This window comes from Ruminococcus sp. B05 (assembly GCF_003628495.1).
GTDB lineage: Bacteria > Bacillota > Clostridia > Lachnospirales > Lachnospiraceae > Schaedlerella > Schaedlerella hominis.
The window spans coordinates 1-15,486 of the sequence record NZ_RBZR01000041.1 but is presented as its reverse complement, the minus strand read 5'-3'; the positions used below and the strand labels follow the sequence as shown (position 1 = coordinate 15,486).

The window sequence follows — 15,486 nt, the reverse complement described above, 5'->3', positions numbered from 1 at the left end:
TCCGTAATCAGTGTTTTCTCTTTGGATAATGTCAGCTTCATCTCTGTTTCCAGAAATTCCTTTAACGATGATTTCCAAAATTCAGCATGTTCCCGGCTATCTGTAATAATTACAAAATCGTCGGCATCAGGTCTACGGGGTTTTTGAACTCCTCGTCATCCTCCCGGACTTCCATCGCATTGATGAACTCAATGAGGGTGGAGAAGTTCTGTTCCTCCACCGGAGCCTCATAGTGGATATAGCCAATCAACGCGCAATATAGCAAGGTCTCTGCTTTGACCCAGAAATCGTCCCCGGCCTTGCCTTCGCCTTTGGTGTTGGCAATCAGCGTCGTTACCAGCTTCAAGATGTCCTTTTCGCTATGGATATAGGCAAAAGGGTTATAGTGCATGGACTTCTTGAAATTGATGGTATTCAACACCCTAATCCGGTATGGCTCATAGATGACCTTTCCCTGCTTGTCCTTCATGGGCTTTCCGTCCTTCCCCAGCTTGGGTGCGCCCCTTTGGAGCATTTTTCCGCACTCGACCAAAATGGTTCCCTTGGGGTCCGTAATTACATAGGACGAGTGCATCTGCATGAGATTTGGCTTCAACCAAAAGCGGGTCTTACCGGAACCGGAGCCGCCGATCACCAGAACATTCTTGTTTCTGGCGGTCTTTGGGTCCTTGGGGCGGCTGTTCATGGTCAGGCTTTCGGTTTTCGTGAGAATGACATTGTTCTGGAACACCGGGTCGATGTAGGGAGCGATGTCCTCACGGGTCCCCCAACGGGCAGAGCCATACTCCAGCCCATGTCGGTACTTCTTCGCGTTTTTACTTTTGAGGTACACCGCCAGACGCAGACCGGCACCGCAGCACAGCCCCACCAGCAGATCCAATGGTTGCAGGCTGGGCCAGAAACTTTGCAGCGCTCCAGGCAGGACAGCAAACAGAGAAAGGAATTTCTCTGAAGCATTTGCCCCCTGAGCCAACCGCCATGCTTCCCCGAAGTTAGTAGCAAACAGCCCCATCAGGAGATAGGGCAGGTTCAGCAAAACGAGCTTTTTGATGTCAAACTGCTTTTTCATCGTTCCAGCTCCTTTCGCTTGGTGCGGTCCACCACGGCATTTTTGACCATCTCTTTGAACTGACTGAGTTTTGCCAGCACAGACGGGCGTTCCGTTTTCTCGGCTTTCTTGACCTTTTTGCTGGTGTACTCGGTAAATGCAGCGGTCAGCGCATCGGCGTCACGGCCTTTGAAGAAGATCAGGTACTTGGGCGGGGAGCTGCTGCGGTCTTTCTTCACCGCATAGTCCACACCATATTTCCGGGCGATCTTCTCAAATTCCTTGATGGAGGGGTCTGTAATCTCGATATTGGAGATCCCCTGGTTCTGGCCAATGAGCTGCTTGACGGTCTGTTTTCCGTGGGATGTCACAGGAGCGTCACGACTTCTCTGCTTTTGCAGCTTCTTTTCCTTGCAGTGGGCAAGGTACTTGGTGATGGCGGTCTTAAACAGCCTGCCAGTGAACTTTGTTCCGCTGACAACCAGCGTTAAAGTCCTGTTTTCCACTTCTTCCTGCATTTTCAACGCCTCCTTTCCACAAAATGTGCAGGGATGGTGCATTTCTTTCTAAGGCGGGATCACCAGCCGCCGGAGAAGGTATTTCTTCATTGAACCGCCCTCAACGAATTTGATCAGAATGGTCATAGAACAACTCTCCATTTCTGACCTTTGCATGGCTGAGAATCTTGATGTGGCCTTTTTCTTGGTTTTCCAGACTTTTTTGGTATCCAGCCTCCGTCAAAAACAGACGGGTGCGTTCTCCTTTCCAGCCCACCGGGGAGTCGTTAGTCAGCACATCGAAGATAATCATGTGCCGGGTGTCCTCGGCAAATCGCTCCAAATCCATGTAGTCATGGCCGTGGTAGTTCTGCGCTCCGGCTTTCTGGCGCATTTCCTCCATCAGCTGACCGATTGTTTTGCCTTCTGGCATAAAACCCACTTCCTTTCCATTCTTATGAGATCAACAAGATCATTTCCCGCAGCTGGGCAAAATAGATTTTTCCCTTGGGCGTAACCAGCGTGTAGGAGCCGGTATGCCCGTGATTGCAGTAGTCTTTCACACAGAACAGCCCCGTATTTTTCACATTGGCATAGGGCAGAACATTGCCGGATGCAGTGCGGTACACAAACCGCTTTTCCAGAAGAAACCGGACAAACCGGCGCTCCGGCACATCCAGCTCTTTGGCAGTAGTCCTGAGATTGGTGCTGTGCTTTAAGTCGATGAACAGATCATAGAAAGCAGCTTTGCCCTCCAGCTGTGCATTTTCTTTACGCAGAGAAACATTCGCTTCGCGCTCAGCCAGCAAATCCGAGCAGAGTTTCATCAAAGTCTCTGGTGAAGTGGCAACCTCCCACACCTTCTCTTTTGTGAGATAGGCCCCGTGCTTGCGAATAGTAGGCAGGACCTCATCGAATACCCACTGTTCAAACCGCTCTGCCGATGGCAATTTGCTGTGAACGATCAGGCGGTATAGATCGCCTTCGGGGATAAAGAGCATTTCCTGTATCCCGCCCGTAGTAGGGGTACGCCGTTTCAGCGTACCCTTACAGTGCTTAGAAACGGCTTCGTTCGGTCTGGCATATCCCAAAGCTCTGGCTGCATCTGCACCGCAAAACAGGTATTTGCCGTTTTCTTCGACAACCCGGATACTGCCAAACTCCGGGTTTTTGAAAATTTCCATCTGGTTCATGTCGTGCCTCCTTTGGCATAATAAAAGACGGCCTTACCAGCCGCCTGTGTGCATATCGTGGTTGACCAATGAAGTGTAATGATTGCTCATGGTGGTAGGCGCATTGAACAGCACCGCAAGCAGATACTGCTTCATGTTGCGTACCTGGGTGGTGTTCTTTTGCAGGCTGTCCATGACAAACTCGATGTGTGAGCTGTCCAGCTTCAAAAAGCGGGAACGCACGATCTCGTGAGGGAAGTCTGCCCCGGAGATCCGGGTGGTCTTTCTTCTGGCACAGACCGTTTCCACCATCAGCTCTACAATCTCATTCAGGTCATCCAGGTAGAGCGGATAACGCTGCTTCAGGCAGTCATACTCGATATTTTCCAAAATCAATTCCCGATAATTTTCTATCTCTGTGACAGACATCGCATTCCTTCCTTTCCGTTCCGGCGGTTCTGCCGCCGCTGTCTCCCGGAAGGGAATGGAATCGGTACTTGATCCATAAGTAATTGATTTTTCTGTATTTGATTTCTCTATATTTAATTCTGCGGGCTTTTCCATATCCGGTCTTACCATATCCGGGTTTTCCGTATCTGGTGAAACCACATCCGGCGGCAGCATATCCGGCTTCTTTGGCTGTGGCTGCTCATAAATGATGTACTCAGTATCAGTAATACGGCCATTTGCGCCGCGAAGCTGCCTGCGGACAATGTAGCCGGCTGTTTCCAGCTCTTTGAGCGCAGAGCCAATGGCGTCCACACCCTCCTTACAGATGGAAGCCAGCCCTCTGGTCGTGTAATTCCACTCCTCTGGAAGCGACAGGATCATGGAAAGCAGGCCCTTAGATTTTAAGGTCAGCCCTTTATCCTTCAGATGATAATTTGACATAACGGTGTAATCGCGTGTCCGTTGTACGCGGTAGACTGCCATTCACTTCACTCCTTCCTGTGGTCAGGGAATAACAAAAGCCGCTGTCAGTAAAGACGCGGCTCAAACTTCATAGAAAACTCCTGGTCTCCCATCAAAGGGATAGCGGCTGATGTCCTCAAAGGCGTCGGCAACCTCCTCCGCTGGATAGTCCTGCCAGTCCCGCTCCTTGACGATATGATGGATGGTGCGGTAACAGGTGGAAAACCTTTCATATGCCGAGCGGTATTTCGTATTCACGCAGGACACCTCCACAAACCGCCCGTCCTCCAAGAGCCATAGTTCCCGGATACAGGAAGCCTCCACTTGTGTGGAATGACTTTGGATAGTTTTTTGGTAAATGCAAAATCCCCGCTGTGGAAACAACTCCGGCCCATAGTAGTTCAGGGAACACTCATGATTTCCTGCGGTCTGGTAGGCAAGAACACTTTCCCCACGATAGCGGACAGACTGCACCACAAGTTCCATGTTCAATCTGGAAAGCGCCCTTTTCCGCTCCTTTTTGTCGGGGAAAAGATAAAGATACGCTGTCCTGATGGCATTGCAGATTTCTTTTTCTCTAAACATCTTATTTCCTCCATTTTTTCTTTACATCCAGGACATGACCCTCAATTACACGGGCGCACCTTTTGATTTTGATCTCCCTGCGCTGCTGACTTTGCAGGGCGGCCTGATACCCGTCCTCTGTCAAAAACAGCCTCATTTCATCTCCGTGCCTTCCGTAAGTAGTGCCGGGACGCAGGATGGAAAACTCGATCATCCAGCGGGTGTTATCCCAAAACCTTTCTACGGCGAGAATGTTATGCCCTTTCAGCTCCCTGGCTGAAATATCCTTCATAGGCGGCTCCTTTCATCGTTCCTGATCTCTCTGACGCTTTTTCTGCCATTGTTCCAGCAGCTTGATAATGGTTTCCTGCATCCGGGCCGGCGTATAACTTTTGGGGAAATACTTCCGCAGAGTATCAGAAGTAAATGTCACACGATCCAAATCGCTTTTCTTTTCCTCACCCATAATAGCTCGCATCACATCAATAGAGAGATGCCCCTCCTGACTAAACTTCTTGAGCCGCTGGGCTTGAGAAAGAGAAGGGGTAGCCTGCTCACTGTCCATGGCATCCAGCAGGTCTACCTGTTCTTCCTTTTTAAGAAAAGACAGCTCATAGGCAGGGTTCAGGGCAATTTTCTTCTCATCGACCATATCCAGCAGTTCGGGAATTAGTTCTGTCAGACGAATATATCGCTTTACCTGTGATTTGCTATCAGGGCTGTTTTCTGCAATCTTTTCTGCCGCAGTCAACTTCGGCCCAACTTGGGCCGAAGTTAAATCGGTCCTTTCTCCCTGCCGTTTGATAGCCTCCAGCTTCATGCGATAAGCCCAGGCTTTTTCGCTGGGTAAAACATCTTCTCGCTGGATATTCGCGTCTACCATCTCGATGACAGCTTCTTCATCATTCATTTCACGGATAATGACGGGCATATCCTCCAAACCCGCCAACTCGCTGGCACGGTGCCGTCGATGGCCAGAAATAATCTCATATCCGCCCTCCGGGTCAGGACGCACAAGCCCAGGAGTGCGAACACCACGCTGTCTGACGCTATCCAGCGTTTCTAACATTTTGGGATCGTCGTCCTTGACACGGTAGGGCTGTCCAGTAAACGGCACTTCCGTCTGCATTGCCGAATACCCCTTAAAGTAATGAAGCTGCGAGAGCGGAATACGGACGACGCGCTCCTCACCAGCCTGCTGACGCTCCTGCTCGGTAGTAAACAGATCATCTACCGATGTCAGCTCTATTTTTTTCACGCTGCTTTTCAAGTTTCAACACCTCCTTCGTCAGATTTTTGTAGCCCTCTGCCACCTTGCCGCCGGGATCATGGGCAAAAATGCTTTTTCCCTCGGCACTGATTTCCTTAGCCCGAACAGAATGGGGAACCTCTGTGCCGAATACTTTGATCTTGCTGCCATAGGTCTCCCGCAGGAGCGCGGAGATCTCTTTGGCAAAGTTGGTTCGGCTGTCCACCATCGTCAGCAGGATACCGTCGATCTGGAGCTTGGGGTTGATCTGCCGCTTTACCTTGTTTACCGTGGAGAGCAGCTGTTCCAGCCCTTTGGCGGGCAGATATTCCGCCTGAACGGGAATGATGATCCTGTTTGCAGCGGCCAGCGCATTGACTGTGAGCATCCCCAGGGAGGGCTGGCAGTCGATGAGGATATGGGAGTATTGCCCCTTCAGCGTGTCCAGATATTGCCGCAAGATAGTCTCACGGCTCATGGCATTTACCAGGGATACCTCCATACCGGATAACTGGATGTCCGCAGGCATCAGGTCTACACCCTCTGGGTGGTGCAGGATACCCTCACCGGGGCGAAGCGGCTCATCCATCAGGATACGACCCATAGCGTCCGACAGCGTAAAGGGCAGCTTGTCCGGCTGGGGATGGCCCAGGCTGATGGTCAGGCTGCCTTGCGGGTCTCCGTCTATCAGCAGGACTTTCTTTCCAGCCTGCGCCAAACCGATTCCAAGATTGGCACAGGTGGTGGTTTTGCCAACGCCGCCCTTCTGGTTGGCAATGGCAATGATTTGCGTGTTCATTGACTTCACCTCATTTCTAATTGTTGCTGTTGCTTCTGGAAATAGAAAAAGCCGTCACTCCAAAATAAAAAGTGAAGTGACGGCTCTTTCTATCGCCGGAATACGAGTTCCTGAAATGAAAAAAGCACCCAGTCATTATACTGAGTGCTACATCAAATTCATATTCAATTATTCAAATTAGGTCAAACTATGCCAAACTGCCACAGCCCAAAACAAGAGGAAGGCTGGCTGAAAAGTAGCCCCCAAAACACCTACAAAATCGGCTCTCGGTTAACCACTTTGGGCACCACTTGACCCTCTTTTTGCCCTCTTTTTGGCCGGTTAACCACTTGCGGACCACTAAAAATTGGGTGAAAACGGCTCTCGTTTTGCTAAATTTGGTCAAACTATATCAGCCCGTTTAGATATAGTAAAAGCCCGGAAAACCTTGATTTTCCGGGCTTTTTGAACCATTTTGATACGATTTGAACAGCAGATTATCTCTTGCTGAACTGCGGAGCGCGACGAGCTGCCTTGAGACCGTACTTCTTACGTTCTTTCATACGTGGGTCACGTGTTAAGTATCCAGCTTTCTTAAGAACTGGTCTGTACTCAGCATCAGCCTCAAGAAGTGCTCTAGAGATACCATGACGGATAGCTCCAGCCTGTCCTGTGTATCCACCACCGTGAACGTTAACGATTACGTCAAATTTATCAACTGTTCCTGTAGCAACGAGTGGCTGACGAACAACTACTTTCAGTGTCTCCAGTCCTAAATACTCGTCGATATCTCTTTTATTAATTGTAATTTTTCCTGTTCCAGGTACAAGGTAAACTCTTGCGATAGATTTTTTTCTTCTTCCTGTTCCATAATATTTTGTATTAGCCACTGTAATGTCCTCCTTTCAACCTCTCATTAAAATGTCAATACTTCTGGTTTCTGAGCCTGCTGTTTGTGCTCTGGTCCAGCATATACGTGAAGTTTCTTAATCATGTCTCTTCCCATAGGTCCTTTTGGAAGCATTCCTTTAACAGCGAGTTCGATAACTTTTTCAGGTTTCTTAGCCATCATCTCTGCTAATGTAGTCTCTTTCATTCCTCCTACATAATCAGAGTGGTTGTAATAGATTTTCTGCTGAAGTTTCTTTCCTGAAACTTTAACTTTCTCTGCATTAACAACTACTACATAATCACCTGTATCAACGTGTGGTGTGTATTCTGGTTTGTTTTTACCTCTTAACACTTTTGCGATTTCTGAAGCCATACGTCCTAATGTCTGACCTTCAGCGTCAACCACATACCATTTTCTTTCAATCTTGTCTGGGTTAGCCATATAAGTTTTCATGGGTATTCCTCCTACTAATAATCATCATATAACATCGTTTTTTTACTTTTTTTATATGAAATCAGCCTACTCCGGGGCTTTGGTGTATGCTGTTTCTCCTTTTTTCATGCTGTACTATTATATTATGTAAAGCCCTGCTTGTCAATATATATTTTTCATTTTCTTCCCCTTATTCACGACAAACGTTACTGTTCACAGTACCTGTGACCAGCAACGCATCTCGCCATTTTAAATCGCCTTTGGCGATGGGCGAGATGCCGTTCAAGATAAAACGTGCATCCTCCGTGCCAATCAGCGCAGTGATTGACACGGGAGTGAACAGTAACAGACAAACAACGTTTTCTCCTATTCTCACTATCTGAATAACAATTTTTCTTCATCTAATATATTCCAATATCGTTTCAAGTTCTCATCCGAGTGCTCCAACTCTCTTGAATATCGATACGCAATACTGCACACATCTTCCAGATCAAGCTGCTTCTCATTTTTCAGCCAGGTTGCCGCCATCAAATTCCAGATAACACTAACTGCTGCCACCACCATCTCAGCATTTACCAAAATGCGTTCATCATAAACAGCTCCACAAAAATATGTGTAAATAAAATACACCATCAATTGTTCGCACTGAATGTTCCAGTCCCACTGATACTCTGTCTGAATCCACGCGCTAAATTCATCCATAATCTCTGCATACACATCTTCACCTTTTCCAAACAGTCGGACTTGTGCCTCTTGAAGAAGCATATCCCACTCTTCTTTCAAAAGCTCCAATTGATATAAATCTTCTATCACTCTATGTGCAAACTGATATTGTGCTTTTATATTTTTTCTATATCTATCAACTTTTCTTCCAGCCGATGAAAAATATGCCTGCTTGCGATAATTTTCAATTACATCTCCGCAACCGAATAACTCATCTGCATCAATGCGGTTCTGCATATCATAGGCCAGCCCAAGGCATAAAACGATTCTATTTTCAATCGACAATTTCCGATTCTGCAGCAACTCGATCATCAACTCTCTTGCATCCACTAGCTGGGAATAGAGAAATGGTGAAAAATCGTCCCATTCTTCCTCTTCTTCTGTTTCACGATATTGAAATTTCACCTTTTCTTTTCTTGAAAGCAGCAGCTTTGCTACTTCCGGACAGGAAAGTGACAGGGATGCCTCTCTTACATTTTCAAATTCTTCCATATGTCTTGGATACTGTCTGCATGTTCTGCATAAGCTTTTTTCTCCAAGATTCAAATACATATCGCACAAATTTTCTTCTGTTAAAAAAGCACATCTTTTTTCTTTATCTTGTTTAAATGTTTTTTGAAGCCAGTGTATGGAACGGTGAAGCTTCTTTTTGTACGCACTTTTTTCGCCTTGATATTTTTTCATCGATGCAGAATCAATTACAATCTGCCAGCCGGCACAGCAAGTATCTTCGCATTGTTCCGCTGTACATGTAAATTCTTTATAATAATCCGGTCTTGTATATAACATTTTATCCTAACCTCTATGTTATTCTTTGTTGAAAAATATTCTTCTTCGAACATCAAATTTTAATTCATTTCCCTGCATTATTGCAGCTCGTACACTCCATATTCCGTCTCTACACACGATGTTTCAAAAAATGTTTTTGCCGCCTCTACAAGATATCCTGTATCTTTTATTCCCGCAGTCTCATATGGTGAATGCATTGCCAGCTGTGGGAGTCCGATATCAACACTGTTCACAGCCACCTGATTACCGGAAATATTTCCAAGCGTAGAACCTCCAAGTATATCTGAACGATTATGGAAAACCTGTGTCGGCACATTTGCCTTTTCACAGATTTGTTTAAATACCGCAAATGCCATTCCGTCTGTTGTATATTTTTGATTTGCACTGATTTTAATCACAACACCTTCATTTAACAACGGACGGTTTGTCGGGCAGGCTTTATCTGCATAATTTGGATGTACGGCATGTGCATTATCTGCTGACACCATAAAACTTGATGCGAGTAATCTGTGGTAGTCGCTGTCATTTCCTTCCAGACTCTCATTGATTCTATACAACGTATCATATAAAAATGTAGAGGCTGCTCCTTGCTTTGTTTCGCTTCCGACTTCTTCATTATCATAGACACAATGAACCGGTATACTATTCTTTGTCTCTGCCTGCAAAAATCCTTTTAATGAAGCAAATGCACACTGCAAGTCATCCAGTCGTCCAATTGATAAAAATTCCTGGTTTGCACCCCATATACTTCCGTTCTGGCGATTGTACAAATACAAATCATTGCCTATGATTTGCTCTTTTGCCACCCCGGCTTCATCCGCGATCATCTGTGCAAATTCACCCTCTTCACCTGACATTGAAAATAATGGCAGCATATCTTTCTGTACATTATACTGATAGTTGTTATTTGCATCACGATTCATATGAATTGCGAGATTTGGAATCATCAAAAGATCGCGGTCTATAGAAACCAGCTTGCTTACAAGCCTATTTTCTTCCTTTATGATCACTCGCCCGGCAACCGACAGCGGTCTGTCAAACCATGGTGCGCAGAGCATCCCGCCATATTTTTCTACGTTCAATTTCACATATGCCTGTTCCACCTTCATTTCCGGATTTTCTTTAATACGAAATGTCGGCGAATCGCTATGGCTTGCCATAATCTGAAATCCCTGTGGTTTTGTTTCTGGTATGCGAAATGCAATAATTGCTGAGCCATTTCGAATTACATAATATTTTCCTTTACTCTGTAATTCCCATTTTTTTCCTTCCAGCAATTGCTGATAGCCTTCCTTATCCAATCTGTTTTTCATCTGTTCCACAGCATGAAATGCAGTTGGACTTTTTTCTATAAAATCAAATAATTCTTTTGTTATTTTAATATCTTTTTCGTTTACTGTTTTCATTTTTTCTTTAAAATTGCCCTTCTATTAATTATAATGTTTCCTTTATGTCTAACTATTCCGAAATCTTAAACACCTTTTTTCTTGCAAATATCTTCGAGACAACATTTATCACAATATGGTTTTGTTCGTGCTGTGCAGACTTCCCTCCCATGATATACGAGTCTGTGACAGAAATCGCTTCCTTCTTCCGGCGGAATGATTTTCCATAATGCCATCTCTACTTTCTTTGGTTCCTTTATGCCGTCAACTAATCCAATACGATTTGTCAGGCGAATGCAATGTGTGTCTGTCACAATTGCCGGTTTTCCATACACATCTCCCATGATCAGATTTGCACTTTTTCTTCCAACTCCCGGAAGTTTCAACAGTTCATCAAAATCATCCGGGACTTTTCCACCGTATTCTTCTTTTATCATCTTCATGCAGGCACTAATATCTCTTGCCTTACTCTTTCCAAGACCACACGGACGCACTATCGCTTCAATGTCCTCTACATCTGCCTCCGCCAATGCATTTACACTTGGATATTTTTCAAACAATCCTTCCACAACCACATTTACTCTTGCATCCGTACATTGTGCAGCCAGGCGCACACTAACAAGTAGTTTCCATGCATCATCATAATCCAATGTACACCCTGCATCTGGATATTCTTTTTTTAAACGTGCGATTACCTCTGCCGCCAATTCTTTTTTTCTCACTTCAATACCCGCCTTTTCTCTTTATCACGTATCACTTTTTACCACTCTGTTTATTTCTTTCTTCATTTTCTGTTTTCTTACGCAATAATGCCATAAGACCAACTGCAACTGCGAGTGATACACAGCTTACCACTGTCTTTCTTCTCTCTTTTTTTTCTTCCAGAGCTTTCTTTTCTGCTTCTTCCTGCTCCTTCTGACGTTTTACCGCTTCCAGAGCTTCCTGTTTCTCCCGTTCCTGTTCTTCCCTGTATTCTCTGATTTCCTCAAATGGCTCTGATGTTGCAGTTTCTTCCATCAAATCACATATCAGCTGTTGCCCTTCCTGATTTGGATGAAGTCCATCTGACTGCACTTTTTCTCCTATACCAGAATCTAACAGCTCCACTACCTTATAATCATAATCATCAGCGTAAGATACAATGATATCATTCATCTTTGAAATCAGACCTTCAACAATACTGTTCAATGTTCCGGGAAGTTCCATGCTTTCTACCGGATTGTAAATTGTTGTAACTATCATCTCGCTATTTGCCGGTCGCATCGAATCAATATTTTCCATTGTAAGCTTCCAATCGTCTTCAAACGAGGTGTAATCCCAATTGCTGATTGCGCTGACTACTTTCACAAGCAGCAGCGGATTTGCCTTAATCCCGTCTTGCAACGCCGCTAAGGCCTGATTTGCCGTTGAAAACTTGGTATTATTGTTCAAAATTTCTTTTGATACCTTTTTAAACTGATTCATAAGATCATTTGCCCCAATCGTCACCGTCACAAAATCAGCTTTTTGTAAAGACTCCTGAACTTGTTTTCTTTTCAAAATAACAGAATTCAGCTTCGTTGTTGTTAATCCGTTCTTTGTATCTTTTGACAGCTCAACATCTTCTCCCGCCATTTCTTCCAAATCATGTGCAATCAATTGCGGGTAACTAATAATCTCCGATTCTGGATCTGCACTATATCCATTTGAAATACTGTCTCCCAAAGCGACATACTCTAAAATACCATCATCCTGTATTTCACCATCCTGCATTTCAACTGCTTCTGATTCTTCCGCCACCGCACAAATCGGTGTAGCGATACTGCCCAGCATAGCTGCCGCCATTACTATTCCTAATATTCTTCCTGTTCTCCACTTATGTTGTCTCATTTTTTACACTTCATTTCTTTACGCATAAACATATTGCTGCTTTATATTTTGTTCCTTTTTTATCTGTTATTTCCAACTCTTGAAAATCATATTCTTCTTTATTTATATGTTGTCTTATCTCAACACGTTCTCCTAATTGAAAGCAAAACGAATCCAATGGCAGCTTCATTCCAAGACCTGTCACTTTCATAAAACTTTCTTTTAATGTCCACAAACGATAAAATTCTTCACATCGTCTATGTTCATCCTCTATTTTCATCAAATACTCATATTCTTCCGGACAAAAAAAGCGTTCTGCCAATTTTTCTTGCGGTTTTCCGATTTCTTCGATATCACACCCTACTTCCCGGTCTGAAAATACTGCAAAAACCATATTTCCGGAATGTGATAAATTAAAATGAATCTCCGGATATTCTTCCAGATAGGGCTTTCCATTCTCGCCTGTTTTAATTTTTACATCACGCTCACAAATATTATATTCTCGCAGCCCCCGTTCCAGCAAAACTCCTGCCCCCAGAGATAATCTTTTCGCATTGTCTACCCGATATGCATCGATTTTCTTCTGCCTGCCCTTTGAAAGCATCGCATAATGTTTCTGAAAGCACTGCGGATCTTCGAATCTTGTAACATCCAACTGATATATTTTCACTTGTTCCATTTTCACTTAAATTCCAAGTGTATTTTTCACTTGCTGAAGCCTTTCATAAAATTCTCCATAGAATTCTTCACTCTCATATGCTGTCTGGTAAAACATTTTCAAAACATATAGATTTAAAATCCTTGTATTCTCTTCATCCAAAGTCTGTATTCCTGCTTCACAATCCAGCAAAAATCGGTGCCAGTCTGCTATGTATTTCTCGTATGCTGACAGATTTGGAATTCCCAGCCATTTTTTTATCTTCACTTTGCCGCGATTTTCTTTTTTACATTCATAAATTTGTAAAAAATATTTGAATCCTTCCTCTTCGTAATAACGTCCCAACGGAAATAATCTGCAAATTCCAGGACGAAATTCATGTACGCTGCAACGTCCTTCGGCATTTAAAAATGCACACGCCTCTGTCTGTCCTGCTAATTTTAAATTAGGCAGAATCATACCATCCACTACATTGAGCTCAATATATTTCTCCATGAGTGCCGCAAAATCCAATCCAATCCCTCTTTGCAGACGCCAGATATCCATCGGATCTAATACTATGGAAGTTCCCATCCCATGGCAGCACGCCGAACACCCCTGACAGTCAAAGCAGTCTGCTTTTACCATATCATTTGCTGTATATAATCTTCCATCTGAAATCTCACTCAACTCAACATTCCGTTTCATGTTTTTCTTCCTTATTCATTCATATTTAAATTTTTCAATAACTCGATCAATTCCAAATCTGACTGCTGCACTTTAATATTACTTGTCATGCTTTTGCCTTCCGGTGTGCGCACTGTCATTTCAATAACCATGCCTTCTTTAACACCTTCTGCTCCAACAGCTTTAAAAAACGGCATTACTCTTGGGTGATTTGCGTTAAATGCTTTTAATGCTGACTGTAATTTCATCATTGTTCCAATATTTCCAAAATTCATAATTTTTTCGCCTTTCTTATTTCAATTTTACAACTCTTTTTCATGCATTTTATTTTGCCCTTTCCTTTAGAAAATGTCAAGCCGAAGCCTTTCACTGAAAATTCATATTTTTTAAATTTCCTCTATGTTTTTTATCACTTTTTACCAATTTATGTTATAATAAAAAGGATTTTTACTAGATTTTTAACAACAGGAAGAGGTGTTTTTTATGTGGGCTTATAATGAAACTTTTTATCAAATATATCCGATTGGATTTTGCGGTGCGCCGGTGCATAATGATGGGGTGACTGTTCCGAGGATCAAGAAGATTGGCGAATGGAGCGAATACCTTGAGACATTAGGTATCGGTTCTATTATTTTAAATCCTATATTTGAATCTGATAACCATGGTTATGATACTCGCGATTTTAAAAAAATAGACTGTCGTCTCGGAACAAACGATGATTTTAAAGAAGTTTGTCAGACACTTCATGAGCATCATGTAAAGATTATGCTGGATGGCGTATTTAACCATGTCGGACGCGGCTTCTGGGCATTTCAGGATGTACAGGAGAAAAAATGGGATTCTCCTTATAAAGACTGGTTCCACATCAGCTTTGACGGAAACAGCTGTTATAATGATGGCTTCTGGTATGAAGGATGGGAAGGACATTTTGAACTGGTAAAATTAAACTTACAGAATCCTGCAGTCGTAGATTATCTGTTAGACTGTGTTCGTTTCTGGATTGAAGAATTCGATATTGACGGACTACGTCTCGATGTTGCTTATAGTCTGGATCACAATTTCATGCGTCGTTTGCGCCATTTCTGTGAAGAATTAAAACCGGGATTCGCATTGATTGGAGAAGTACTCTTTGGTGATTACAATATTATTGTAAATGATGAGATGCTTCACAGTTGTACAAACTATGAATGTTATAAAGGCATTTACTCTAGTTTTAACAGCATGAACATGTTTGAGATTGCACATTCACTGAACCGTCAGTACGGTCCTGAGCAGTGGTGTATTTATCGAGGAAAGCATCTTATGAACTTTGTTGACAACCACGATGTTACTCGTATTGCCAGCATTCTCACAAACAAGAATCATTTACCACTGACTTATGGTATTTTATTTGGTATGCCTGGCATTCCATGTATCTACTATGGAAGTGAATGGGGCGAAGAAGGTGTCAAAGCTCCGGATAATGATTATGCACTTCGTCCATGTTTCGATGCTCCGAAACCAAATGAATTGACTGAGCTTATCGAAAAGCTCATTGTAATCCGCCGTGAAAGCGATGCACTTTGTAATGGTGGATACCGCAATGTCGTTCTTACAAATCACCAGCTTGTCTTTGAACGCCGCAGCGACAGCGAACGGGTTCTTGTTGCGATCAACGCCGGGGATTGTGATTTCACTGCTGGAAATGGTGAGTTGAATGGCGATTATACTGAATTGATCACAGGTGAAACCGGAAACCTGTCAGGATCACTCAATATGCCGGCTTATAGTATTCAGTATTTGAAGATGAACTAAGGGGGCAGACCAACGGGGACGGGGAGACCAATGGGGGACGGAGTTTTCTGGCTTTTTGTTAACAAAAAGCCAGAAAACT

18 protein-coding genes and 1 pseudogene are annotated in these 15,486 nt (G+C 43.8%); 1 reads left to right on the top strand and 18 read right to left on the bottom strand.

The features are described 5' to 3' along the window. Positions 1-124: 124 nt before the first annotated feature. The 18 genes and pseudogenes from D8Q48_RS16285 to D8Q48_RS16190 form a co-directional block, all read right to left on the bottom strand. Positions 125-1,069 (bottom strand): annotated as a pseudogene (locus tag D8Q48_RS16285) (type IV secretory system conjugative DNA transfer family protein); the annotation flags it as partial. Further along, complete coding sequence (locus D8Q48_RS16280; protein ID WP_121057273.1) at positions 1,066-1,566, bottom strand: PcfB family protein; 501 nt, start codon at positions 1,564-1,566, stop codon at positions 1,066-1,068. The gene D8Q48_RS16280 and the pseudogene D8Q48_RS16285, both read right to left, overlap by 4 nt. Positions 1,567-1,666: 100 nt before the next feature. Then, positions 1,667-1,978: a DUF5720 family protein gene (locus D8Q48_RS16275; RefSeq protein ID WP_121057271.1), complete on the bottom strand. Its 312-nt coding sequence runs from the start codon at positions 1,976-1,978 to the stop codon at positions 1,667-1,669. 22 nt (positions 1,979-2,000) lie between these two features. Further along, the gene (locus tag D8Q48_RS16270; RefSeq protein ID WP_121057269.1) at positions 2,001-2,738 is read right to left on the bottom strand and encodes a phage antirepressor KilAC domain-containing protein; all 738 of its coding nucleotides are present in this window, start codon (positions 2,736-2,738) and stop codon (positions 2,001-2,003) included. 33 nt (positions 2,739-2,771) lie between these two features. Next, positions 2,772-3,650, bottom strand: coding sequence for a DUF6017 domain-containing protein (locus tag D8Q48_RS16265; protein WP_121057267.1), 879 nt, complete (start codon positions 3,648-3,650; stop codon positions 2,772-2,774). A gap of 60 nt (positions 3,651-3,710) precedes the next feature. Then, positions 3,711-4,214 carry a hypothetical protein gene (locus tag D8Q48_RS16260; protein ID WP_121057265.1) on the bottom strand — a complete coding sequence of 168 codons (504 nt, stop codon included), beginning with the start codon at positions 4,212-4,214 and terminating at the stop codon, positions 3,711-3,713. A gap of 1 nt (position 4,215) precedes the next feature. Further along, positions 4,216-4,485 carry a DUF5720 family protein gene (locus D8Q48_RS16255; RefSeq protein WP_121057263.1) on the bottom strand — a complete coding sequence of 90 codons (270 nt, stop codon included), beginning with the start codon at positions 4,483-4,485 and terminating at the stop codon, positions 4,216-4,218. A gap of 12 nt (positions 4,486-4,497) precedes the next feature. Further along, positions 4,498-5,463 carry a ParB/RepB/Spo0J family partition protein gene (locus D8Q48_RS16250; RefSeq protein ID WP_121057261.1) on the bottom strand — a complete coding sequence of 322 codons (966 nt, stop codon included), beginning with the start codon at positions 5,461-5,463 and terminating at the stop codon, positions 4,498-4,500. Further along, positions 5,420-6,241 carry a ParA family protein gene (locus tag D8Q48_RS16245; protein ID WP_121057259.1) on the bottom strand — a complete coding sequence of 274 codons (822 nt, stop codon included), beginning with the start codon at positions 6,239-6,241 and terminating at the stop codon, positions 5,420-5,422. The genes D8Q48_RS16250 and D8Q48_RS16245 overlap by 44 nt, the downstream gene beginning before the upstream one ends. Before the next feature lie 476 nt (positions 6,242-6,717). Next, positions 6,718-7,110, bottom strand: coding sequence for a 30S ribosomal protein S9 (gene rpsI, locus D8Q48_RS16230; protein WP_121057257.1), 393 nt, complete (start codon positions 7,108-7,110; stop codon positions 6,718-6,720). 26 nt (positions 7,111-7,136) lie between these two features. Further along, positions 7,137-7,565, bottom strand: coding sequence for a 50S ribosomal protein L13 (gene rplM, locus D8Q48_RS16225; RefSeq protein ID WP_022076325.1), 429 nt, complete (start codon positions 7,563-7,565; stop codon positions 7,137-7,139). Between the two features lie 354 nt (positions 7,566-7,919). Next, the gene (gene fliB / locus D8Q48_RS16220) at positions 7,920-9,056 is read right to left on the bottom strand and encodes a flagellin lysine-N-methylase (RefSeq protein ID WP_121057255.1); all 1,137 of its coding nucleotides are present in this window, start codon (positions 9,054-9,056) and stop codon (positions 7,920-7,922) included. Positions 9,057-9,133: 77 nt separating this feature from the next. Further along, a complete protein-coding gene (locus D8Q48_RS16215) occupies positions 9,134-10,462 on the bottom strand; it encodes a M18 family aminopeptidase (RefSeq protein WP_118725361.1) in 1,329 nt (442 codons plus the stop codon). Between the two features lie 65 nt (positions 10,463-10,527). Further along, positions 10,528-11,163 (bottom strand): endonuclease III, encoded by a 636-nt coding sequence (gene nth, locus D8Q48_RS16210; RefSeq protein ID WP_117992106.1) that lies wholly within the window; start codon positions 11,161-11,163, stop codon positions 10,528-10,530. A gap of 31 nt (positions 11,164-11,194) precedes the next feature. After that, positions 11,195-12,310, bottom strand: a complete 1,116-nt coding sequence (locus D8Q48_RS16205) for a GDSL-type esterase/lipase family protein (protein WP_121057253.1) — start codon at positions 12,308-12,310, stop codon at positions 11,195-11,197. Positions 12,311-12,320: 10 nt separating this feature from the next. Continuing rightward, a complete protein-coding gene (locus tag D8Q48_RS16200) occupies positions 12,321-12,968 on the bottom strand; it encodes a 4'-phosphopantetheinyl transferase superfamily protein (protein WP_118689083.1) in 648 nt (215 codons plus the stop codon). 6 nt (positions 12,969-12,974) lie between these two features. Further along, positions 12,975-13,634 carry a YkgJ family cysteine cluster protein gene (locus tag D8Q48_RS16195; RefSeq protein WP_117992109.1) on the bottom strand — a complete coding sequence of 220 codons (660 nt, stop codon included), beginning with the start codon at positions 13,632-13,634 and terminating at the stop codon, positions 12,975-12,977. Positions 13,635-13,645: 11 nt separating this feature from the next. After that, on the bottom strand, positions 13,646-13,888 hold the full coding sequence (locus D8Q48_RS16190; protein WP_121057251.1) for a hypothetical protein: 243 nt from the start codon (positions 13,886-13,888) through the stop codon (positions 13,646-13,648). Positions 13,889-14,096: 208 nt separating this feature from the next. Here D8Q48_RS16190 and D8Q48_RS16185 point away from each other — a divergent pair, with 208 nt between their 5' ends. Further along, a complete protein-coding gene (locus tag D8Q48_RS16185) occupies positions 14,097-15,407 on the top strand; it encodes an alpha-amylase family glycosyl hydrolase (protein ID WP_117992111.1) in 1,311 nt (436 codons plus the stop codon). The last annotated feature ends 79 nt before the right edge of the window (positions 15,408-15,486 follow it).